The sequence below is a fragment of the Paracoccus jeotgali genome (genome assembly GCF_002865605.1).
In the GTDB taxonomy this organism is placed as follows: domain Bacteria; phylum Pseudomonadota; class Alphaproteobacteria; order Rhodobacterales; family Rhodobacteraceae; genus Paracoccus; species Paracoccus jeotgali.
In genome coordinates, this window is record NZ_CP025583.1 from 472,408 (window position 1) to 493,930 (window position 21,523).

Consider the following 21,523-nt stretch of genomic DNA (forward strand, 5'->3'; position numbering starts at 1 on the left):
TCCGCATGGCTCCTTGCGCCTTCTTGCCACCCGGATGTTAAGTTTGGGTTTATCGCGCCCAAGGATCGGTCGCCGAGGTTGCGCGTGCACGCGCAAAGCCCATAAAACTTGAACGAACGCGCGCGCCATGTGCGAAAAGGGTTGCGTTTGCGCGGGGATTGACCTATGCGCCACCCACTTCTCAGGCAGAGGCGGGCCTTCCGGACAGACATCCCGGACAGGTCCACCGGTTGGGGGCGACCCTGAAATCCTCTGCCCAGGCGCAAACCGGAAAGGAAATGGACATGGCGCTTCCCGATTTCTCGATGCGTCAGCTGCTTGAAGCTGGCGTTCACTATGGTCACCAGACGCAGCGCTGGAACCCCCGCATGTCGCAATATATCTATGGCGACCGCAACGGCATCCACATCGTCGATTTGACCCAGACCGTTCCAATGCTGGAACAGGCGCTGAAGGTCATCCGCGACACCGTCGCCAAGGGCGGCCGCGTGCTGTTCGTCGGCACCAAGCGTCAGGCGCAGAAGCCGGTCGCGGACGCGGCCGAACGCTCGGCGCAGTTCTACATGAACCACCGCTGGCTGGGTGGCACGCTGACCAACTGGAAGACCGTCTCGCAGTCGATCAGCCGCCTCAAGGCCATCGACGAGACGATGAGCCAGGGCGCCGAGGGCCTGACCAAGAAAGAGCGTCTGCAGCTCGAGCGCGAGCAGACCAAGCTGCAAGCCTCGCTGGGCGGCATCCGCGAGATGGGCGGCCTGCCCGACCTGCTGTTCGTGATTGACGTGAACAAGGAAGATCTGGCGATTCTGGAAGCCAAGAAGCTGGGCATCCCGGTCGTCGCCGTCGTCGACACCAACTGCTCGCCCGAGGGTGTGGACTATATCATCCCCGGCAATGACGACGCGGCCCGGGCCATCGCGCTGTACTGCGACCTGGCCAGCCGTGCGGCGCTGGAAGGCATGTCGGCACAGATGGGCGCGGCTGGCGTCGATCTGGGCGCGCTGGCCGAAGCCCCGGCCGAGGTTCTGGACGAACCCGCCGCCGCCGAAGCCTGATCCCGCGTCAGCGAATTGTCACCGGGCTGGGCCTTGCCCCGTCCGACCCCATTGTTAAGGAGAGGCCAAATGGCGATTACCGCCCAGATGGTGAAGGAACTGCGCGAATCGACCGGCGCAGGCATGATGGACGCCAAGAAGGCGCTGACCGAAACCGACGGCAACATTGAAGCCGCCGTTGACTGGCTGCGCACCAAGGGTCTGGCCAAGGCGGCCAAGAAATCCGATCGCGTCGCGGCCGAAGGTCTGGTTGCGGTCGCGGTTCGCGACGGCAAGGGCGTGGCGGTCGAGGTGAACTCGGAAACCGATTTCGTCGGCAAGAACGCCGAGTTCCAGGACATGGTCGGCAACATCGCCCAGACCGCGCTGTCGGTCGATTCGGTCGATGAGCTGCGCAACGCCGAAATGAACGGCAAGACCGTGGCCGAGGTCGTCACCGACGCCGTCGCCAAGATCGGCGAAAAGATGGACCTGCGCCGCATGGAAACCGTGCAGGGCGACACCGTCGTGTCCTATGTCCACAATGCCGCCGCCGAAGGCATGGGCCGGATCGGTGTTCTGGTCGCGCTCAAGGGCGACAATGCCGAGATCGGCAAGCAGATCGCGATGCATGTCGCCGCGACCAGCCCCGCCTCGCTGTCCGAGGCCGATCTGGACCCGGCGCTGGTCGAGCGCGAAAAGACCGTGCTGACCGAACAGGCGCGCGAATCGGGCAAGCCCGACGCGGTGATCGAGAAGATGATCGCCGGCCGCATGTCGAAATACTTCGAGGAAGTGACCCTGCTGGGCCAGAAATTCGTGATCAACCCCGATGTCACCGTGGCGCAGGCCGCCAAGGATGCGGGCGTCGAGGTGCTGGCATTCGTCCGCATGGCCGTCGGCGAAGGCATCGAGAAGAGGGAAGAGGATTTCGCAGCCGAGGTCGCCAAGACTCGCGGCGCCAGCTGATCCTTCCATGATTTCGGCGCCTTGGCGCCCCTGTTCAGCGCCGGTCCCGGCTTCGGGGCCGGCGCTTTCGCTTGCGTCCGGGCGCGGTGCCGTGGCAGATCGGGCCAACCTTCCGGGGGCCGCGGCCCCACGCCGCTATCGCCGGGGATACCATGTCGTTCACCATCGCCATTGACGGACCCGCCGCCTCGGGCAAGGGCACCATCGCGCGGGCGATTGCACGGCGCTTCGGCTTTCACCACCTCGACACCGGGCTGCTCTATCGTGCCGTAGGCGCGCGCGGCGGCGATCCGGTCGCGGCGGCGCGGGCGCTGACCGGGGCCGACCTGACCCGCGACGATCTGCGCAGCAACGAGGCCGGGCAGGCCGCCAGCCGCGTCGCCGCCATCCCCGAGGTGCGCGACGCGCTGACCGATTTCCAGCGCCGATTTGCCGCACAGGAACCGGGCGCGGTGCTGGACGGGCGCGACATCGGGACGGTGATCTGCCCCGACGCGGATCTGAAGCTGTATGTCATCGCCTCGGACGAGGTGCGCGCGCAGCGCCGCGCGGCCGAGATCGGGGCCGATCCCGCAGCCACGCTGGCCGCGCTGCGCGAACGCGACGCCCGCGACAGCGCCCGCAGCGCCGCGCCCCTGCGCCCGGCCGCGGACGCGGTGATCCTCGACACCACGGAAATGAGCGTGACCGACGCCGTCACCCGCGCCATCGCCGAGGTCAGGGCGCGCCTGCGCGCCCCCGCAACCCGCCGCTGAACCGCCCCCGGACTTGCCAAGCCCGGCATTTGCAGCTATATCGCGCGCAGGTTGACGTAATGACATGGCCAGAACAGGCCGCTTTGGACGGGTCGGGCGTGTGCCGCGACCCTTTGTCGTTCCCGATGACCACTATAAAGACCGGCGGAGCCAACCGTCAGGCCAGCATATCATTGAAAAGGAAATCGCAAGCTTATGGCTGAACGCGCAAGCATGGAAGAATTCGAGGCGCTGCTGAATGAAAGCCTCGAGATCGACACCCCGGACGAAGGTTCGGTTGTCAAAGGTCGGGTCATTGCCATCGAGGCAGGACAGGCCATCATCGATGTCGGCTACAAGATGGAAGGCCGCGTCGATCTGAAAGAATTTGCAAATCCGGGCGAAGACGCGGCGCTGAGCGTCGGCGACGAGGTCGAGGTTTATCTGGACCGTGTGGAAAACGCGCGCGGCGAAGCCTCGATCAGCCGTGAAAAGGCCCGCCGCGAGGAAGCCTGGGATCGTCTGGAAAAAGCCTATGCCGCGGAAGAGCGCGTCGAAGGCGCCATCTTTGGCCGCGTCAAGGGCGGCTTCACCGTCGATCTGGGCGGCGCCGTGGCGTTCCTGCCCGGCAGCCAGGTCGATGTCCGCCCGGTCCGCGATGCCGGCCCGCTGATGGGTCTGAAGCAGCCGTTCCAGATCCTGAAAATGGACCGCCGCCGCGGCAATATCGTCGTGTCGCGCCGCGCCATTCTGGAAGAGAGCCGCGCCGAACAGCGCGCCGAGGTCATCTCGAACCTGTCCGAGGGTCAGGTCGTTGACGGTGTCGTCAAGAACATCACCGAATACGGCGCCTTCGTCGATCTGGGCGGTGTTGACGGGCTGCTGCACGTCACCGACATGGCCTGGCGTCGCGTCAACCACCCGTCCGAGATCCTCGCCATCGGCGAGACCGTCAAGGTTCAGGTCATCAAGATCAACCGCGACAGCCACCGCATCAGCCTGGGCATGAAGCAGCTGCAGGCCGATCCGTGGGATACCGTGGCCGAGAAGTTCCCGATCGGTTCGGTCCATGCCGGCCGCGTGACCAACATCACCGATTACGGCGCCTTCGTGGAACTGGAAGCGGGCATCGAGGGTCTGGTCCACGTCTCGGAAATGAGCTGGACCAAGAAGAACGTCCACCCCGGCAAGATCGTCTCGACCAGCCAGGAAGTCGAAGTGATGGTGCTGGAAATCGACGAAGCCAAGCGCCGCGTGTCGCTGGGTCTCAAGCAGACCATGCGCAACCCGTGGGAGGTCTTTGCCGAAACCCACCCCGCCGGCACCGTGATCGAGGGCGAGGTCAAGAACATCACCGAATTCGGCCTGTTCGTGGGTCTGGAAGGCGATATCGACGGCATGGTCCACCTGTCGGACATCTCGTGGGATGCCCGTGGCGAGGACGCGATCCAGGACTTTCGCAAGGGCGACGTCGTCAAGGCGGTCGTGCAGGAAGTCGACATCGAGAAAGAGCGTATCTCGCTGTCGATCAAGGCGCTCGAAAACGAAGCCATGGCCGAAGCGGTCGAGGGCGTGCGCCGTGGCGACGTCATCACCGTGGCCGTCACCGCGATCGAGGATGGCGGGATCGAGGTCGAATATAACGGCGCCAAGTCGTTCATTCGCCGCAGCGATCTGGCCCGCGACCGTCAGGACCAGCGTCCCGAGCGTTTCGGCGTCGGTGACAAGATCGACGTCCGCGTGACCAACGTCGACTCGAAATCGCGCCGTCTGGGCCTGTCGATCAAGGCCCGCGAGATCGCCGAGGAAAAGGAAGCCGTGGAACAGTATGGCAGCTCGGATTCGGGCGCCTCGCTGGGCGACATCCTGGGCGCCGCGCTGAAGAACCGCTGATATCGGCACCCGGCTGACCGCTTGGGGTCGGCCACAGCATCGACCCGCCGCCGGACGTGTTCCGGCGGCGGGTTTTTTCGTCTGCCGGGCCGTTTTCGCGCCGTGACCTCAGCCCTGGCCGCTGGTGCCCTGACAGAAAAGGGAAATTTCCTGCAACCGAATGATTATTTTCGCGTTCCCTCTTTTACACCATGGCCGCTTGGCCTTATCCTTTCAGATGCGCATGGCTTTGGGGGCAGCATGATCCGGTCGGAACTCATCCAGAAGATCGCCGAGGAAAACCCGCATCTTGTGCAACGGGACGTCGAGCGGATCGTGGCCACGATCTTTGACGAGATCATCGATGCCATGGCGCGCGGCGAACGGGTCGAGCTGCGCGGCTTCGGCGCGTTCTCGGTCAAGAAGCGCGAGGCGCGGATGGGCCGCAACCCGCGCACCGGCGAATCCGTCCCGGTCGAGGAAAAGCACGTTCCCTTCTTCAAGACCGGCAAGTTGCTGCGCGACAGGTTGAACGACGAGGCGTGATCTGTCACATCCTGTCCCGGCTAGGTTCAGTTCAGAGGGTCGCTGATGCGCTTCATCCGCTTGCTATTCATCCTGGGGCTTGCCGTCATCCTGCTGACCGTCGCGCTGGCGAACCGGGGCATGGCGACGCTGCGCCTGCTGCCCGCGAGCCTTGACCAGTATTTCGGGACGCAGCTGACCGTCACCCTGCCGATGTTCATGATCCTGCTGCTGGCGGTGCTGTTCGGCATCGTGGTGGGCTTCATCTGGGAATATCTGCGCGAGGCGCATATCCGCAGCATCGCCGCCCGCCGCACCTTCGAGGTGCAGCGTCTCGAACGCGAGGTCGGCGCCCTGCGTCAGCAGCATCACGCGCCGCGTGACGAGGTGCTGGCGATCATCGACCGGCCCAAGACCGCACCGGCGGCCGCCCCGGTGGGCACGGTGCCGGCGACAAACTCGCCGCGCACGCCGGCCCTTCCGGTCCGCCGCTAGACGCCGCAGGTTTCACGCATGGCACAGGTCAAGATCTGCGGGCTGAGCCAGCCCGAGCATGTCGATGCCGCGATCCGGGCCGGGGCGGGATTTCTGGGCTTTGTCTTCTTTCCGAAATCCCCCCGCAATGTCAGCGCCGAGACGGCGGCCGCCCTGACCGCCGAGGTGCCGCCCGGCATCGCGCGGGTGGGGCTGTTCGTGAACCCGGACGACGCGCTGCTGGACCGGGTGCTGGGCCTCGTGCCGCTCGATATCCTGCAACTGCACGGGGCCGAGACGCCCGAGCGGGTCTCGCAGATCCGCGCCCGCACCGGGCTGCCGGTGATGAAGGCGGTGGGCGTCTCGACCCCTGCCGATCTGGATGCGCTGTGGGATTACGGGCTGGTTGCGGACATGCTGCTGGTCGACGCCAAGCCGCCGCCGGACGCGGTGCTGCCGGGCGGAAACGGGCTGGCCTTCGACTGGCGGCTGCTGGTCGGGCGCAAATGGCTGAAGCCATGGGTGCTGGCCGGCGGGCTGAATCACGACAACGTGGCCGAGGCGGTTCATCTGACCGGCGCGCGGATCGTCGATGTCTCGTCCGGTGTCGAATCCGCGCCGGGTCACAAGGACGCCGCGCTGATCCGCCGCTTCATCGCCGCCGCCGGGGGCAGCGGGCCGGGCGTCTAGGGCCGCAGCGAGACGCCACCGGTCGCCGAGCGCACCTCGATCCCGCGCAGCCGCAAGAGCTGCACGTTCGAGATCGGCAGCGCCACGTTCAACCGGTCGACCTGCGGATTGGCCCGCATCGCGGCCGCGGGGCTGCCGGGCAGGGGCGGGCTGCCGACCAGCACCAGCCGCAGGATGCCGTCATCATCGGGGCGCAACTGTTTCGCCGGCTGCACGCGCTCGGTTTTGATCTCGAGGTCATACCAGCCCTTGACCGGGGCAAAGCCGGTGACGATCAGCAGCTTGCCCTCGTTGATCGGCTCGAAACCGGCCGACAGGATCTGCGGCACCAGCGGGCGGTAATCCTGATCCTGCGTCACCCAGCCGCCGCGCGGCTCTAGCGTGGTGGGCTGCGAGGACCCGCTGCGGAACCAGCCCAGTGGGTTCAGCCCGCTATCGCTGCCAAATCGCGAGCACCCCGAAACGCCAAGGGCCACGGTCAGGGTCAGGGCGAGGGTGGCGAAGCGCATGATCTGTCTCATCTGTCGTTTTCGCGTCAGTGATAGGCGATTGGGGCGGGCGGCGCAAAGCCTCTTTGACGACGCCGTCAGGGCGCGATAGCAGAGGGGTAGATCAGAAAGGGCAGCAGCATGGCGACCGAGGCATTCGAGGAACTCGTCGAAACCTTCTCATTCCTGGACGAGTGGGAGGACCGCTATCGGCACCTGATCGAAATCGGCAAGGACATGCCGCCGATGGACCCGGCGCTGCAGACCCCGGCCAGCAAGGTCGATGGCTGCGCCAGCCAGGTCTGGATCGTGCCGCGCACCCAGGACGGACGCTTTGACTTTATCGGCGACAGCGACGCGCTGATCGTGCGCGGGCTGGTGGCGGTGGTCCATTCGCTGTTCGCGGGCCTGCCGCTGGACGAGGTGGGGCAGGTCGATGCCGCCGCCGAACTGGGTCGGCTGGGCCTGCAAGAGCATCTGTCGGCGCAGCGGTCGAACGGCCTGCGCGCGATGGTGGCGCGCATCCAGCAGCACGCGGCGGCGGCCCGCTAGAACAGCCGGACCAGAAACACCGCCGACATCCCGAAACCCACCGCCCCGATCAGCGCGCGCAGCACCGGGACCGGGATGCGCCGCGCGACCGGCGCACCGGCGATGCCGCCCAGCAGCGTGCCGATGGCCATGGCAAACCCCTCGGCCCAGACGATCTGCCCGCCAGCGGCGAAGATCGCGAAGGAAATCACCGACAGCGCAAAGCTGAGCCAGCATTTCAGCCCGTTCATCGCGTGCAGGTTGGTCATCCCCCACATGGCGAACAGCGCCAGCAGCACGATCCCCAGCCCGCCGTTGAAGAACCCGCCATAGATGGCAACCGGGATCAGCGTCCCGATGCCGAAGGGGGTGACCGCGCCGCGTTGCCGAGCGGCCCATTCGCGGATCTGCGGGCCGCGCAGGAACACCAGCGTCGCCCCCAAAAGCAGGAAGGGGATCAGCAGCGCGAATGCCTCGTTCGACGAAATCAGCAGCAGGCCCGAACCGATCGACCCGCCCAGCATCCCCCACAGGGTCAGGCGCAGCAGCAGCGGCCGCTCGATTTCGGCGATGTCGCGGCGAAAGCCGATGGCGGCGGAGAGATATCCCGGCATCGCGGCCACGGTCGAGGTCGCGTTGGCGGCGATGACCGGCACGCCGATAAAGACCAGCGCCGGAAAGGTGATGAAGGTGCCCCCGCCCGCAATCGCGTTCAGCAGCCCCCCGAAAAACCCAGCGAAAAGAACGAGAATCAGTTCGAACATGCGGCGCAGGCTGGCACGGACCGCGCCCCCGCGGAAGAGCGGAACGTCAGTCCTCGGCGGCGCGATCCAGCAGCCGGCGCACCCACCGCGCCGACAGCCAGCAGGCGGGCAGCGCCACGAGGATCGAGACCAGCAGCGATTCCGCCGTCGTCAGGCTGCGCAGCCCGACAAAGGTGCCGATCAGGGCCAGCATGAACAGGTTGATCCACACCACCAGAAACACGAAGGGATAAAGCAGCAGCCCCAGCTTCCACAGCGACCAGGGCGCGTCATCGGCGCCGGGCTGACTGTCCTGCGGGGGCGGGTGATGGGAGTCGTGGGTCATGCGGTCATGTCCTGTCCTGCCGGGGCAAAAAAGGCAAGGGCGCGCGGGATGTAACCCGCGCGCCCCCTGTGTCGTTCCTGGACGATCAGTAGATGTCGCCCATGGTGTTCGTGACGTTGAACTTGCCGGTCGGCGTCACAAGGCGCTCGTCCTTGATGACATGCTTGAGTTCCAGCGTCTTGTCATCGACCACGACGATGGCCGATTCCTGATCCTTGCCGTTCCAGACCGAGAACCAGACTTCGGTGCCGTCCTTGTTGAACTCACCCTGCACCACGCGCGGCTGACCGTCGGTGATCTCGGCCCATTCCACGATCGGAAGGGTCGTGAATTCGGGGTCGGTGCCGTCGCCGGTCATCTTGTCGATGTCGAACACCGCGACCGAGGCAGAGATCTCGGCATCGGGGTTCAGCGTCGCGTCGACATACAGGTGGTTGCTGCCCGGATAGGTCTTGACGAACAGCGAGCCGCCGCCAAGCGCCGGGAAGCTGTCCACGATCTTCCAGGCCTGGTCGGCATGGCCTTCGGGGTCGGTGCCGATCAGCGCCACCGAATCGTCGCCAAGGTGCGAGGTCGCCCAGACCGGCCCGAAGGTCGGGTGTTCGAAGTTCGCGCCACGGCCCGGATGCGGGGTCTCGCCGCCGGTATCGGTCACGGCTTCCAGCGTGCCTTCCTTGGTGTCGATGACGACCAGCTTGCCACGCGCGTTCGCCGCGGTGATGAAGTAGCGGTGGCTGCTGTCCAGACCGCCATCATGCAGGAAGCGTTCGGCCTCGATCTCGGTGATCTTGAGGTTCTTCAGGTCGGTATAGTCGACCAGATGAATCTTGCCGGTTTCCTTGATGTTGACGATGAATTCCGGGCGATAGTGGCTGCCCAGGATCGCCGCCACGCGCGGTTCGGGGTGGTAGGTCTGCTCGTCATAGATCATGCCGCGGGTCGAGACGATCTTCAGCGGCTCGAGCGTGGCGCCATCCATGATGACATATTGGGGCGGCCAATAGGCGCCGGCGATGGCGTATTTGTCCTCCCAGCCCTCCATCTTCGAGGTCTCGACCGAACGCGCTTCCGAGCCGACCTTGATCGTGGCGACGACCGAAGGGTCTTCCATCCACAGGTCGATCATGTCCACCTTGGCGTCGCGGCCAATGACCATCAGATAACGGCCCGAGGCCGACATCCGGCTGATATGGACGGCATAGCCGGTGTCGATGATCTTCTTGATCTCGTAGCTGCCGCCGTCGATCAGCGCGATCTGGCCCGCGTCGCGCAGCGTGACGCTGAACAGGTTGCCCAGATCCCAGTCGTTCATCTTTTCGGTCGGACGATCTTCCGGCGCGACGATGACCTCCCAGGTCTCTTTCATCTTGTCCATGCCCCATTCCGGCGGCACGGCGGGTTCCAGCATGACGTATTTCGCCATGATATCGACCTGTTCGGGGGTCAGCTGGCCCGAGGTTCCCCAGTTCGGCATACCCGCCGGAGAGCCGTATTCGATGAAGCTGTGCAGATAGTCGTAACCCAGCTCGCGCGTCAGGTCGGGGGTCAGGGCCTTGCCCGTCGCACCCTTGCGCAGCACGCCGTGGCAGCCTGCGCAACGCTCGAAATAGATCTTGTTGGCCTCGTCGAACTCGGCCTGCGAAAGGGCCTCGACGCCTTCGGGGGCACCGGGGGCCTCAAGCTGTTCCTGCGCGAGGATGTCCAGAGACGGCTCGTAGCGGTCCTGGGGTTGGGTGGCGTGATCTTTCAGATCCGCCGTAGGGGCATCGCTGTCGGCCGGTGGCGGAAGCGCGTCCGCCGGAGCGGCGGTGGCTTCGGCTGGCGCCTCGGCCGGGGCTTCCGCGGGCGCCGTGGCGGCGTCCTGGGCATAGCCCGCACCTGCGCCAAGAACGAGCGCGAGCGCCGCCGAGGCCAGAAGCGAAGAGCGAGTTGGGATAAGCTGACGTAACATGCTGACTTTCTCCGTATGAAATTCAGGCTCGGAATCGCGCGTCTCAGTGGACAAGTTCACGCCTAGGTGAGCGTGCCGTGACCCGCCTTGACTGTTGTTAAGGCCTAACGCGCACATCGGATGCAGAAAAAGCGCATGAAACGGACCGCCGGATCCGATGGACAAAGGCGCTGAACCCCGATGAAGCCAGCATTTCCTGACCGCTTTCGCCCCGCCACGCTGCTGGCCGCGTTCCTGATCGCGGCGGCCGCGTTATTTGCGGGCGCGGGAATATGCGACGCCGCGCCGCAGCCCCTGGGCGAATCCCTTGCCAATGTCGCCCCGGCGCAGCCCGACGCGGCGCTTGCCGCCAGCCTGCTGGGCCATGATGCCGCCGGTCTGACCCTGTCGCGGCAGGACGCGCCGGTCCCGGCATGGCGGGCCAGCGATATCGCCGGCCAGCCCCTGGGCCTGATAGGTTCGACATGGGAACTTGCCGGCTCGACCGGTTATTCCGGGCGGCCCATCGACGTGCTGATCGCGGTGACGCCGGACGGGCATCTGGCCGGCGCGCGGCTGATGCGGCAAAGCGAGCCGGTGCTGACGCTGGGCATCTCGCCGCAGGATATCGCCGATTACGTGGACGGATTTGCCGGGATCGACCTGACCGGGCGTCTGCCGCAGGCGGGCGATCCGGGGATGCCGGACGTGATTTCCCGCGCCACCGTCTCGACCGGGGTGATCCGCGACGGGATCATGCGCAGCGGGCGCATCCTGGCGCAGGCGCAGGGCGTCGGGCAGGGGGCGGTCGACCGCCTGCTGTGGCGCGAGGCGGGCTGGGACGAGTTGACGCAGATGGGCGGTTTCGGCCATGTCACACTCAGCATGGCGCAGGCAGCCGAGGGGCTGGAGGGCGCGAGCCGCCCGCTGACGCCCTCCGACAAGCCCTTCATCGACATCTATGCCGGTCTGGTGGACACGCCAATCATGGGCCGCAACCTGCTGGGGCAGCGCGATTACAACGCCGCCATCGCCAGCCTCGGGCCGGGGCAGGGGCTGCTGGCGGTGATGTCGTCGGGGCTGCACTCGCATCGCGGCACCGACTGGAAGCGCAACGGCCAGTTCGAGCGGCTCGCCGTCGTTCAGGACCAGACCCGCCTGCAGCCGACCGCCGATGACGACATTCCGGTGACGGAGTTGCAGATCGACGGCGCGCCCGAGTTCCGCGAGATCAGCCTGTTCCGCGTCAATATTGACCCGGCCGAGGGCGGCATCGACCCGCGCCAGCCTTTCGCCGTGCAGGTCCGCGCCACCCGCCCCGCCGCGACCGAGGGTCAGGAGGTCGCGCTGACCGTCACCGTCCCCGTCACCGTGCCCGCCGCCTTTTTGACCCGACCGCAGGTGGACACGCCCCTGTGGCTCGAGTTCTGGCAGCAGAAGAAACTCGCCGTCGGCATCGTCGCGGTGATGCTGGCCGGGCTGGGGCTGATCCTGCTGGGGCAGGAATGGCTGGTGCGCCGGCCGACGGTCTGGCGCCGGGTGCGGATCGGCTATCTGCTGGTGACGCTGTTCGTCCTTGGCTGGGGGCTGAACGGGCAACTCTCGGTGGTGCAGGTGGTCGCTTTCCTGAACGCGCTGCTGTCCGGCTTCCGGTGGGAGACGTTCCTGATCGCGCCGGTCATCTTCCTTCTGTGGTCGGCGGTGGCCTTGGGGATGCTGTTCTGGGGCCGCGGCGTGTTCTGCGGCTGGCTCTGCCCCTTCGGCGCGCTGCAAGAGCTGTTGAACAACGCGGCCCAGGCGCTGAAGATCAAGCAGATCGCCGTGCCGCAGGCGCTGCATGAACGGCTGTGGGTGATCAAATACACGCTGTTCGTGGCGATTGTCGCGCTCAGCTTCTACAGCATGGAGCAGGCGCTGATCCTGGCCGAGGTGGAACCCTTCAAGACCGCCATTTCCATGCGCTTCATGCGGGCCTGGCCGTTCGTGCTGTTCGTGCTGGTGATCCTTGCTGGCGGGCTGTTCATCGAGCGGTTCTATTGCCGCTATCTCTGCCCGCTCGGCGCCGGGCTGGCGATCCCGGCCAAGCTGAAGATCTTCGACTGGCTCAAGCGCCGGCCGCAATGCGGGCGCGAGTGCCGGCTGTGCGAGACGAAATGCACCGTCGGCGCCATCGACCCGCTTGGCCGCATCAACGCCAATGAGTGCGTCTTGTGCCTGCGCTGTCAAGTCATCATGTATGACCCCAACACCTGCCCGGTCCTGAAACGCCGGGCGCGGACCGCACCGCCGCAACCGGCGGCCGCGCGGCCCGCACCATCCACTGTGCCCGAGGTGACGCCATGAAATCCGCAATCCTGTTCCGTGCCGGCTGGCGCGTCTTCTTCTGGGCCGCGGGGATCTGGGCGGTGCTGTCGATGGGCGTGTGGTCGATCTGGCTGGCGGTCAACGCCGCAGGTGGCGATGCCGGGCAGCTGGGCCTGACCATGTCGCCGCAGATGTGGCACGCGCATGAGATGATCTTTGGCTTTGCCACGGCGGCGCTTGGCGGGTTCTTCCTGACCGCAGTGCCGAACTGGACCGGCGCCAAGGCCGCGCCCGAGGCGTTCATCGCCGGCGTCTTCGCGATCTGGCTGGCCGGCCGCATCGCAGTGGCGCTGTCGGGGGTGCTGCCGCCCGCGCTGACGGCGCTGTTCGATTTGGCCTTCCTGCCGATCCTCGGCGCCAAGCTGCTGACCCAGTTGCTGCGCCGGCCCAAACCGCAGAACATGATGTTCCTGCTGCTGCTGTCGCTGGTCTGGCTCGGCGATCTGCTGGTCCATCTGCAATGGATGGGCCTGACCGGAACCGAGGCGCAGGGGCTGCGCGGCGGGCTGCTGGCGATCTGCGCCATGATCGCGACCCTTGGCGGGCGGGTGACGCCCGCCTTTACCCGCAACGCGCTGCTGCGGGCGGGGCGCGAGGATCGGCTGCCGGTGACGCGCGGGCCGCTGGAAAAGGCCGGGATCGCGCTGCCGATCCTGACCTCGGCCTCGGTGCTGTTCGGGCTGCCGGATCTGGTCTCGGGGCTGCTGGCGGTGGGCGCGGGGCTGGCGACGGCCGGGCGGCTGGCCGGCTGGCAGGGCTGGGTGCTGCGCGACCAGCCCATCGTCTGGGCGCTGCATACGGGTTACGGTCTGCTGGCGCTGGGGTTCCTGGTGTGGGGTCTGTCGCTGCTGGGTCTCGGGTCCGAGATCGGGGCGCTGCATATCCTGGGCATCGGGGCCGTGGGCGGCATGACGCTGGCGGTGATGAGCCGCGCGAGCCTTGGCCATTCGGGCCGCGCGCTGATCGCGCCGCGTGCCGTCGCCATCGGCTATGTGCTGGTGCCGGTGGCGGTGCTGCTGCGCTGGCTGGCCGCCAGCTTCCCCGGCTTTTACGATCTGGGCGTGCTGGCCTCGGCGGTGCTGTGGATCGTGGCCTTCGGGCTGTATGTCATGGCGCTGTCGCCGGTGTTCTTCAGCCCCCGCGCCGATGGAAAGGCCGAAGCATGAGCGTCTCGCGCCGCCGTTTCCTGATTCTCTCGGCCTGTGTGCTGGGTGCCGCCGGCACGGCGCAGGCGGGCGCGGTGCATGAATGGCAGGGCGTGGCGCTGGGCGCCCTGACGCGGCTGCGGATCGAGGGCGCGGCGCCGGGGCAGGCAAGCCGCTTCCTGACCGAGGCGCAGGCGCTGCTGCGGCGGGTCGAGGCGACATTCTCGCTGCATCGCGAATCGGAACTTGTGCGGCTGAATCGCAGCGGCATCCTGACCCACCCCAGCCCGGCGATGCTGGAATTGCTGGCGCTGACCGACCGTCTGCATGACGCGACCGGCGGCGCGTTCGATCCCAGCGTGCAGCCGCTATGGCTGGCCCGCGCCAGTGGGGCGGGCGGTGATCAGGCGCGGCGGCTGACGGGCTGGACGCAGGTCGAACATGATCCCGACCGGGTCCGGCTGCGGCCGGGAATGGCGTTGACCTTCAACGGCTTGGCGCAGGGATGGGCGGCGGATCAACTGGCCGCGCTGGCCGCCCGGCACGGACTGGGCGATGTGCTGATCGACAGCGGCGAGCAGCGCGGTCTGGGAAAGCGCGTCTGGGATGTGGCTATCGCCGGTCCGGACGGCGCGATGCTGCGCCGGCTGCGGCTGCAGGAACGGGCGCTCGCGACCTCGTCGGCGTTGGGGACGCGGATCGGGCCTGCGGGCGATCAGCCCCATATCCTCGACCCGCGCGGTCAGCGCCTTGCGCGCGGCACGGTTTCGGTCAGTGCCGCCACCGCCGCGCTGGCGGACGGGCTGTCGACGGCGCTGTGCGTGATGTCGGATCAGGACGCGGATGCGGCACTTCGTCGCTTTTCGGACGCCCGGCTCGAATGGCGCAGCCCAGCGTGACGGAAATGTGACCGGTGTTTGACATCCCTCAAGGTTTCAGAGAGGTCAGAGGTCCAATCGAATGTTATCCGCAATTTTCATGAAGGGACCGTCGGCATGAGCGACATCATGACCAAGAGCATGGCCCGGAACGTGTTTTACGGCGGGTCGCTGTTCTTCATAGCGATCTTTGGTGTCCTCACGGTGCATAGCCATCTTTATGCCCGGAACACCTCGACCGATAAGGCAGGGCTGACCGACAGCGTCGCCTCCGGCAAACATGTCTGGGAAAAACACGCCTGCATCAACTGTCATACGCTGCTGGGCGAGGGTGCGTATTTCGCGCCCGAACTGGGGAACATCATGGCCCGCTGGGGCGTGCAGGACGACCCCGAGGCTGCGACGGAATCGCTGAAGACCTGGATGGACGCGATGCCCACCGGGATCGAAGGGCGTCGGCAGATGCCGCAGTTCAACCTGAGCGACAAGGAATACGAAGACCTTGCCAATTTTCTTTTGTGGACCGGCCGGATCGACACGCAGGGCTGGCCGCCCAATGACGCGGGCTAAGGGGTAGCACGATATGAAATACCATTCGCAACGCATTGCGATGGCCTATTTCGTCACTGCGATGGCATTGTTTGCCGTGCAGGTGACGATGGGCCTGATCATGGGCTGGATCTATGTCAGCCCCAACTTCCTGTCCGAGCTGCTGCCGTTCAACATCGTCCGGATGCTGCACACCAACAGCCTGGTCGTCTGGCTGCTGCTGGGCTTCTTCGGCTCGGCCTATTACCTGATCCCGGAAGAGGCCGAGCGCGAGATCCACTCGCCGATGCTGGCCTATCTGCAACTGGGCATCCTGGTGCTGGGCACCGCGGGCGTCGTCGTCACCTATCTGTTCGACCTGTTTCAGGGCAGCTGGCTGTTCGGCACCCATGGCCGCGAGTTCCTTGAACAGCCGGGCTGGGTCAAGATCGGCATCGTCGCTGCGGCGCTGATCTTCCTGTATAACGTCAGCATGACCCTGCTGAAGGGCCGCAAGACCGCGATCTCGAACGTGCTGATGCTGGGCCTCTGGGGTCTGGCGCTGCTGTTCCTGTTCGCCTTCTACAACCCGGCCAACCTGGTGCTGGACAAGCAGTACTGGTGGTACGTGATCCACCTGTGGGTGGAAGGCGTCTGGGAACTGATCATGGCCGCGATCCTGGCCTTCCTGATGCTCAAGCTGACCGGCGTCGACCGTGAAGTGGTCGAAAAGTGGCTGTATGTCATCGTCGCGACCGCGCTGTTCTCGGGCATTCTGGGGACCGGGCACCATTATTACTGGATCGGGATGCCGGCATATTGGCAGTGGGTCGGTTCGATCTTCTCGAGCTTCGAGATCGTGCCCTTCTTCGCGATGATGTCGTTCGCCTTCGTGATGGTCTGGAAAGGCCGCCGCGACCACCCGAACAAGGCCGCGCTGCTGTGGTCGCTGGGGTGCACCGTGCTTGCGTTCTTCGGCGCCGGCGTCTGGGGCTTCCTGCACACGCTGCACGGGGTGAACTACTTTACCCACGGCACGCAGATCACCGCCGCCCATGGTCACCTGTCCTTCTATGGTGCCTATGTGTGTCTGGTGCTGGCCATCATCACCTATTCGATGCCGATCATGCGCAACCGCGATCCCTATAACCAGGTGCTGAACATGGCGTCCTTCTGGCTGATGTCGGGCGGGATGCTGTTCATGACCTTCGTGCTGACCTTTGCCGGCACGATCCAGACCCACCTGCAGCGGGTCGAGGGGGATTACTTCATGGATGTGCAGGACGCGCTGGCGCTGTTCTACTGGATGCGCTTCGGCGCCGGTGTGGCGGTCGTGCTGGGTGCGGTGCTGTTCATCTGGGCGGTTCTGGTCCCCGGCCGTGAAGTCGTCGATCCGGGCCCGGTGCAGCGTCACAAGGACGTCACCTATGAGCCGGCGGAGTAGGTGATGAACGCGTACTCAAACCCCGAACAGACAGGGGGGGCGGCCACCGCCCCCTTCTATCTTCCGCAATCCGACGAGATCGAGGTCTTCAAGGCGGCCGCCGCCGCCGACATGCCGGTGCTGCTGAAAGGTCCGACCGGCTGCGGCAAGACGCGCTTCGTCTCGCATATGGCCGACCGACTGGGGCGCAAGCTCTACACCGTCGCCTGCCATGACGACCTGTCGGCCGCCGACCTGATCGGGCGCTTTCTGCTGAAGGGCGGCGAGACGGTCTGGGTCGATGGCCCGCTGACCCGCGCCGTGCGCGAAGGCGCGATCTGCTATCTCGACGAGGTGGTCGAGGCCCGCAAGGACGTGACCGTCGTGCTGCACCCGCTGACCGACGACCGGCGCATCCTGCCCATCGACCGCACCGGCGAGGAATTGCAGGCGGCCCCCGGCTTCATGCTGGTGGCAAGCTATAACCCCGGCTACCAGAACATCCTCAAGACGCTGAAGCCTTCGACGCGTCAGCGCTTTCTGGCGATGGAGTTCGAGTTCCCCTCGGCCGAGCGCGAGATCGAGATCGTGACCCGGGAATCCGGGCTGGATGCCGACCGCACCGCCGGGCTGGTCCGTCTTGCCGGCAAGCTGCGCGGCCTGAAAGGGCAGGATCTGGAAGAGGGCGTCTCGACCCGGCTGGTGGTCTATGCCGCGACGCTGATCGCGAACGGGATGCCGCTGAACCGCGCCATCGAGGCCGCGATGATCGAGCCGCTGACCGACGATCCCGACGTCAAGCGCGGCTTGCTGGATCTGGTGGTGGCGGTCTTCGGCTGACACCCAGGGGCGCGGCAGGCTGTGCTGCCGCCGCCCGATGAACAACGGAAAGGGCATCAGGATGGGCGCGGATTGGCGCGGAATCGAGCCATGGGAGCCGGAGGAATCGGTCGGAAAGCTGTGGCATGCCTATGCCAGCCGGCTGGACGCGCCCCCGGACTATCCCGAGGCCGAGGTGATGCTGAACGACGTCTCGGCTCGTCTGGCGGTGCTGTTTCGCGGGCTGGGCGGTGATCACGCGGTCGAACTGCGTCCCGCCGCCGACCGCGTCAGCCGCCACCGGATCAGTTGGCGCCGCCGTCTGGGAACCGACGCCGAGGCGCTGCCCCGCGCCAGCTTCGACGGCGAGGCGCTACGCCTGCCGCTGCGGCTGGCGGTGTTTCCGACCCAGCAGGCCAACGCCGCACTTTACCTGTGGCTGGCGGCCGCTGCCGCCCATGCCACGCTGCCCGCCCATCAGACCGACCCGCTGCGCGCCGATCTGGCGCGGCTGCAATTCGCCCGTGACGTGGTCGCGGCGACGCTGACCCAGGCGCCGGGGCTGCGCGGGCTTTATACCGACCTCGCCGCCGTGGTCCTGTCGCAACGCCCGGTCGCCCGGTTGCAGGGCGACGAGGCCGCGATCGAGGAGCTGGTTCGCCGCGAGTTGGGCGCCGACGATCCGCTGTCGGCCCGCGCGCAGGAATTGCTGGCGGCGCTGAACGGCCGGGCCGAGGACCTGCGCGCCGGCCGCGACTATCGCCCCTTTCGGCCCGTCGTGCTGTGGCCGGAACTCGAGACGCTGTCGGCCTCGGACGCGATGCGCGTCGAAAGCCGCGATGCCGAGGGCACGCCCGAGGAAAGCCATAACGACAGGACCATCCGCGCCCGGCGTCGCAACAGCGACCAAGCCTCGCGCAAGGACAGCCTGATCCTGCACAAGTTCGAGGCGATCCTGAGCTGGGCCGAGTTCCTGAACCTCAACCGCCGGGTCGAGGATGATGACGAGGATGACGCCAAGAAGGCGCTCGACGATCAGGACGAGCTGGGTCTGGGCCAGATCAGCAAGGCCCCCGCGACGCGGCTGAAACTGCATCTCGACCTCGCGCCCGAGGATGCCGACCGCGAGGCCTTGGCGGGGAAATTCACCTATCCCGAATGGGACGCCCGCCGGGGCGTCTATCTGCCCGATCACGTCCGCGTTCTGGCAAACCCCGCCGAAGAGGCCGCCGAGGCGTCGTTTCTGGACGATCCCGCCGCGCAGGCCCGCATCCGTGCCGTCCGCCGGCAGTTCGAGGCGCTGCGGCCGGGCCGGGTCGTCACCACCGGGCATCAGGACGGTGATGAGCTCGACGACGATCTGGCGCTGCGCTCGCATACCGACATTCGCGCCACCGGGCAGGGCAGCGACCGCATCTGGAAGCAGTCGCGGCCGGTGGCGCGCGATCTGGCGGTGTCGATCCTGCTCGACGTCTCGCGCTCGACCGAAAGCGCCGTGACCGGGCGTGCGGTCATCGACATCGAACGCGAGGCGCTGACCGCGCTGTCCTGGGGGCTGGACGCCTGCGGCGATGATTTCGCGATTCAGGCGTTCTCGTCGCTGAAGCGCGACCGGGTCTTTGTCACCGACTGCAAGGCGTTCGACGAACCGATGAGTGCGGCGATCGAGCGCCGCCTCGCCTCGCTGCGGCCGCAATTCTATACCCGCCTCGGCGCCGGCATCCGCCACGCGACGGTGGGACTGACGAAACAGGCCCGCAGGCGGCGGCTGCTGCTGATCCTGACCGACGGCAAGCCCAACGATCTGGACCATTACGAAGGCCGCCACGGCATCGAGGACAGCGCCCGCGCCGTGCGCGAGGCGCGCCGGGCCGGGCATTCGGTCTTTGGCATCACCGTGGACCGCGACGGCAAAAGCTGGTTTCCGCGCATCTTCGGGCAGGGCGGCTATGCGCTGATTCCGCATCCCGACCGGCTGACCGCAGCGCTGCCGCAGATCTATCGCGAGTTGGTCGGCGCATGACCGAGGAACGGCACATCCCCACGCGCCCCGTCTCGGGCTTCCGGCAACTGCCGGGAGAGCTGATCATGTGGGTGCTGATCCTCAGCGAGATCGCGGTGTTCAGCGCCTGTCTGCTGGTGTTTCTGGTGCTGCGCCTGACCGATCCCGTTACCTTCGCCACCTCGCAGGACCAGTTGCACCGGCTGTCGGCGGGGATCAACACCGCCGTTCTGGTGACCTCGGGCTATGCCGCCGCCCGGGCGCTGGCGCTGGTCCGCGATGGGGCCGCCTCGCGCGCGCGGCTGTGGCTGCTGGGCGCGGCGGGGCTTGGCGTCGTTTTTCTCGCGCTGAAGACGGTGGAATATGCCGATGCCGTCAGCCAAGGCATCGGCGTTGATACCAACAGCTTCTTCACGTTTTACTATCTGCTGACCGGCTTTCACGCCGCGCATGTGGTGGCCGGGGTGATCATCCTGATCCTGGTCGCGATCCGGCCCCAGCCCGAGCCGGTGCAGGCCGGTTCGCAATTCTGGCACATGGTCGATCTGGTCTGGGTGCTGCTGTTCCCGATCATCTACCTGCTGCAATAGGGGACCGTCATGCTGGAACGCGCCTGGATTTCGCTGATCGCCCTGAGCCTGCTGGCCACCGCCGTCGCGCTGTCGCAACACCTGCTGCCGGGTTCGGTGCAAAGTGTCGCCGGCGTGGTGGTGCTGGTCCTCGCGCTGATCAAGGCGCGGATCATCCTGTCCGATTACCTGGAACTGGCCGAGGCGCCGGACGTGCTGCGCAGCTTCACGGTCGGGCTGTCGATGTTCCTGATCGCCGCCAGCGTGCTGTATGTGCTGGCGATACTGGTGCAGCCGTCACCGGACCCAGGGCTGGCCCTTGTCCTGATTGGCGAGGTCGCGGAGTAGCTCGAGATCGTCGATGGTGGCGTGGTTGCCCTCGATCCGCACGCCGTGGTCGCGCAGCTTGGCAAAGGCGCGCGACAGGCTTTCGGGCTGGATGCCCAGATGGCCCGCGATCAGCGTCTTGTTATAGGGCAGGGGCAGGCGGTTGTGATTGGGCTGCCCCTCGGCCAGATCGACCAGAAATTCGGCCAGACGCTGCACACCCGACCGCGCCTTCAACTGCTCGACCTGCTCGATCAGCGCATGCAGGTGAACTTGCGTGGCGGCAAGCAGGTTCAGGCCCAGTTCGGGGTTCTCGATGATCTGGCGGCGGATGCGCTTGCCGTCGATCTGGATCAGCGTGCAGTCGCTGATCGCCTCGGCCGAGACGGGATAGGGCTGGTCGCGCAGCGCCACCGCCTCGCCAAAGCTGCGGTTGCGCTTGAGGATCGCCACCACCGCCTCCGCCCCGCTGGTCGAGATGCGGTAGAGCTTCACCCAGCCTTCCACGATCAGAAAGATCGCATAAGCCGGTTCGCCCTGCAGAAAGATCGTCTCGCCGCTGCTGAAGCTGCGCTGCACGCTGTTGGCCATCAGGTTTTCCAGCACCGGTGCGGGCAGTTGGCTGAGCATGGCTGAAGCCTGAGCGGCTTCGACGGACTTGGAATTCATGTTCACGTCAAAAAACTTCCGGAAATGGACTTTGGTCGGCGGGAAAAGGCGGGATCAGGGCAGGACGCGCTGCGAGGACCGGACGCAATAGACCGCCGGGCTGGCCTCGGGCGCGGGGGTGCAGTCGGCGGGCGCGTCCAGCGGCGCGACGTCAAAGCCGGTCTCGCCCACCTCGACCCGGTACAGGAAGGTCGCGGCCTCGGGCGGGACGCCGTGGATATAGGGCGTCAGCCGCAGCCCGGTCTGGCCGCAGCGCGAGACGACCGCCTCGGACCCCTGCGCCTCGAGGATCTGGCCGACCACCTCGCGCTGTGATTCGCAGGCCTCTGCGGTTTCCATGGGCGACATGGTCATGCGGATGTCGCCATCGGCAAGCGCGGTCAGCAAAAGCAGGGCGTGAAAAGACATATGAAATCCCGGGCTGGCTAATCTGGCGGTCAGGAAACGGCGTTCAACTCATCTG

At 66.4% G+C, this 21,523-nt stretch carries 23 protein-coding genes; 17 read left to right on the plus strand and 6 right to left on the minus strand.

Going from position 1 to position 21,523, the window contains the following annotated elements:
- Positions 1 to 278 precede the first annotated feature (278 nt).
- From rpsB to CYR75_RS02390, 7 genes are all read left to right on the plus strand, one after another.
- A complete protein-coding gene (rpsB, locus tag CYR75_RS02360) occupies positions 279 to 1,055 on the plus strand; it encodes a 30S ribosomal protein S2 (RefSeq protein ID WP_101498672.1) in 777 nt (258 codons plus the stop codon).
- 69 nt (positions 1,056 to 1,124) lie between these two features.
- Positions 1,125 to 2,003 (plus strand): translation elongation factor Ts, encoded by an 879-nt coding sequence (tsf, locus tag CYR75_RS02365; protein WP_101498673.1) that lies wholly within the window; start codon positions 1,125 to 1,127, stop codon positions 2,001 to 2,003.
- A 152-nt stretch (positions 2,004 to 2,155) separates the two neighbouring features.
- Positions 2,156 to 2,758 (plus strand): (d)CMP kinase, encoded by a 603-nt coding sequence (locus tag CYR75_RS02370; protein WP_101498674.1) that lies wholly within the window; start codon positions 2,156 to 2,158, stop codon positions 2,756 to 2,758.
- Positions 2,759 to 2,953: 195 nt separating this feature from the next.
- Complete coding sequence (gene rpsA / locus CYR75_RS02375) at positions 2,954 to 4,630, plus strand: 30S ribosomal protein S1 (RefSeq protein WP_101498675.1); 1,677 nt, start codon at positions 2,954 to 2,956, stop codon at positions 4,628 to 4,630.
- A gap of 240 nt (positions 4,631 to 4,870) precedes the next feature.
- Positions 4,871 to 5,155 (plus strand): integration host factor subunit beta, encoded by a 285-nt coding sequence (ihfB, locus tag CYR75_RS02380; protein ID WP_101498676.1) that lies wholly within the window; start codon positions 4,871 to 4,873, stop codon positions 5,153 to 5,155.
- A gap of 45 nt (positions 5,156 to 5,200) precedes the next feature.
- A complete protein-coding gene (locus CYR75_RS02385) occupies positions 5,201 to 5,629 on the plus strand; it encodes a DUF1049 domain-containing protein (protein WP_192876673.1) in 429 nt (142 codons plus the stop codon).
- A gap of 18 nt (positions 5,630 to 5,647) precedes the next feature.
- The gene (locus tag CYR75_RS02390) at positions 5,648 to 6,298 is read left to right on the plus strand and encodes a phosphoribosylanthranilate isomerase (protein WP_101498677.1); all 651 of its coding nucleotides are present in this window, start codon (positions 5,648 to 5,650) and stop codon (positions 6,296 to 6,298) included.
- Here the strand turns inward: CYR75_RS02390 and CYR75_RS02395 are convergent.
- Entirely contained in the window at positions 6,295 to 6,807 is a 513-nt protein-coding gene (locus tag CYR75_RS02395) for a hypothetical protein (protein WP_101498678.1), read from the minus strand. The genes CYR75_RS02390 and CYR75_RS02395 overlap by 4 nt on opposite strands.
- 120 nt (positions 6,808 to 6,927) lie before the next feature.
- Between CYR75_RS02395 and CYR75_RS02400 the strand changes: the two genes are divergently transcribed.
- The gene (locus CYR75_RS02400; protein WP_101498679.1) at positions 6,928 to 7,338 is read left to right on the plus strand and encodes a SufE family protein; all 411 of its coding nucleotides are present in this window, start codon (positions 6,928 to 6,930) and stop codon (positions 7,336 to 7,338) included.
- Here CYR75_RS02400 and CYR75_RS02405 read toward each other — a convergent pair.
- From CYR75_RS02405 to CYR75_RS02415, 3 genes are all read right to left on the minus strand, one after another.
- Entirely contained in the window at positions 7,335 to 8,081 is a 747-nt protein-coding gene (locus CYR75_RS02405; RefSeq protein ID WP_101498680.1) for a sulfite exporter TauE/SafE family protein, read from the minus strand. The two genes, CYR75_RS02400 and CYR75_RS02405, sit on opposite strands and share 4 nt — an antisense overlap.
- Before the next feature lie 46 nt (positions 8,082 to 8,127).
- Positions 8,128 to 8,406, minus strand: a complete 279-nt coding sequence (locus CYR75_RS02410; protein WP_225972803.1) for a hypothetical protein — start codon at positions 8,404 to 8,406, stop codon at positions 8,128 to 8,130.
- A gap of 85 nt (positions 8,407 to 8,491) precedes the next feature.
- Positions 8,492 to 10,357, minus strand: a complete 1,866-nt coding sequence (locus CYR75_RS02415) for a nitrite reductase (RefSeq protein WP_101498681.1) — start codon at positions 10,355 to 10,357, stop codon at positions 8,492 to 8,494.
- Between the two features lie 180 nt (positions 10,358 to 10,537).
- On the opposite strand from CYR75_RS02415, the gene CYR75_RS02420 reads away from it, so the two are divergent.
- From CYR75_RS02420 to CYR75_RS15935, 9 genes are all read left to right on the plus strand, one after another.
- On the plus strand, positions 10,538 to 12,679 hold the full coding sequence (locus CYR75_RS02420; RefSeq protein ID WP_101498682.1) for a NosR/NirI family protein: 2,142 nt from the start codon (positions 10,538 to 10,540) through the stop codon (positions 12,677 to 12,679).
- Positions 12,676 to 13,866: an NnrS family protein gene (locus CYR75_RS02425; RefSeq protein ID WP_101498683.1), complete on the plus strand. Its 1,191-nt coding sequence runs from the start codon at positions 12,676 to 12,678 to the stop codon at positions 13,864 to 13,866. The genes CYR75_RS02420 and CYR75_RS02425 overlap by 4 nt, the downstream gene beginning before the upstream one ends.
- The gene (locus tag CYR75_RS02430; protein WP_101498684.1) at positions 13,863 to 14,744 is read left to right on the plus strand and encodes an FAD:protein FMN transferase; all 882 of its coding nucleotides are present in this window, start codon (positions 13,863 to 13,865) and stop codon (positions 14,742 to 14,744) included. The genes CYR75_RS02425 and CYR75_RS02430 overlap by 4 nt, the downstream gene beginning before the upstream one ends.
- A 96-nt stretch (positions 14,745 to 14,840) precedes the next feature.
- Entirely contained in the window at positions 14,841 to 15,293 is a 453-nt protein-coding gene (locus tag CYR75_RS02435) for a c-type cytochrome (RefSeq protein ID WP_101498685.1), read from the plus strand.
- Between the two features lie 13 nt (positions 15,294 to 15,306).
- A complete protein-coding gene (locus CYR75_RS02440; RefSeq protein WP_101498686.1) occupies positions 15,307 to 16,695 on the plus strand; it encodes a cbb3-type cytochrome c oxidase subunit I in 1,389 nt (462 codons plus the stop codon).
- A gap of 3 nt (positions 16,696 to 16,698) precedes the next feature.
- Positions 16,699 to 17,514 (plus strand): CbbQ/NirQ/NorQ/GpvN family protein, encoded by an 816-nt coding sequence (locus CYR75_RS02445; RefSeq protein ID WP_101498687.1) that lies wholly within the window; start codon positions 16,699 to 16,701, stop codon positions 17,512 to 17,514.
- 37 nt (positions 17,515 to 17,551) lie between these two features.
- Entirely contained in the window at positions 17,552 to 19,516 is a 1,965-nt protein-coding gene (locus tag CYR75_RS02450) for a nitric oxide reductase activation protein NorD (RefSeq protein WP_225972804.1), read from the plus strand.
- Complete coding sequence (locus tag CYR75_RS02455) at positions 19,513 to 20,085, plus strand: cytochrome c oxidase subunit 3 (protein WP_225972805.1); 573 nt, start codon at positions 19,513 to 19,515, stop codon at positions 20,083 to 20,085. Before CYR75_RS02450 ends, CYR75_RS02455 begins: the two co-directional genes overlap by 4 nt.
- 9 nt (positions 20,086 to 20,094) lie before the next feature.
- On the plus strand, positions 20,095 to 20,412 hold the full coding sequence (locus tag CYR75_RS15935; protein WP_158644556.1) for a cytochrome C oxidase subunit IV family protein: 318 nt from the start codon (positions 20,095 to 20,097) through the stop codon (positions 20,410 to 20,412).
- On the opposite strand, the gene CYR75_RS02465 is transcribed toward CYR75_RS15935, so the two are convergent.
- Together CYR75_RS02465 and CYR75_RS02470 are read right to left on the minus strand one after the other, a co-directional pair.
- Positions 20,362 to 21,021: a Crp/Fnr family transcriptional regulator gene (locus CYR75_RS02465; protein WP_225972806.1), complete on the minus strand. Its 660-nt coding sequence runs from the start codon at positions 21,019 to 21,021 to the stop codon at positions 20,362 to 20,364. The genes CYR75_RS15935 and CYR75_RS02465 overlap by 51 nt on opposite strands.
- Before the next feature lie 93 nt (positions 21,022 to 21,114).
- Positions 21,115 to 21,468 carry a hypothetical protein gene (locus tag CYR75_RS02470; RefSeq protein ID WP_101498690.1) on the minus strand — a complete coding sequence of 118 codons (354 nt, stop codon included), beginning with the start codon at positions 21,466 to 21,468 and terminating at the stop codon, positions 21,115 to 21,117.
- Positions 21,469 to 21,523: the final 55 nt, after the last annotated feature.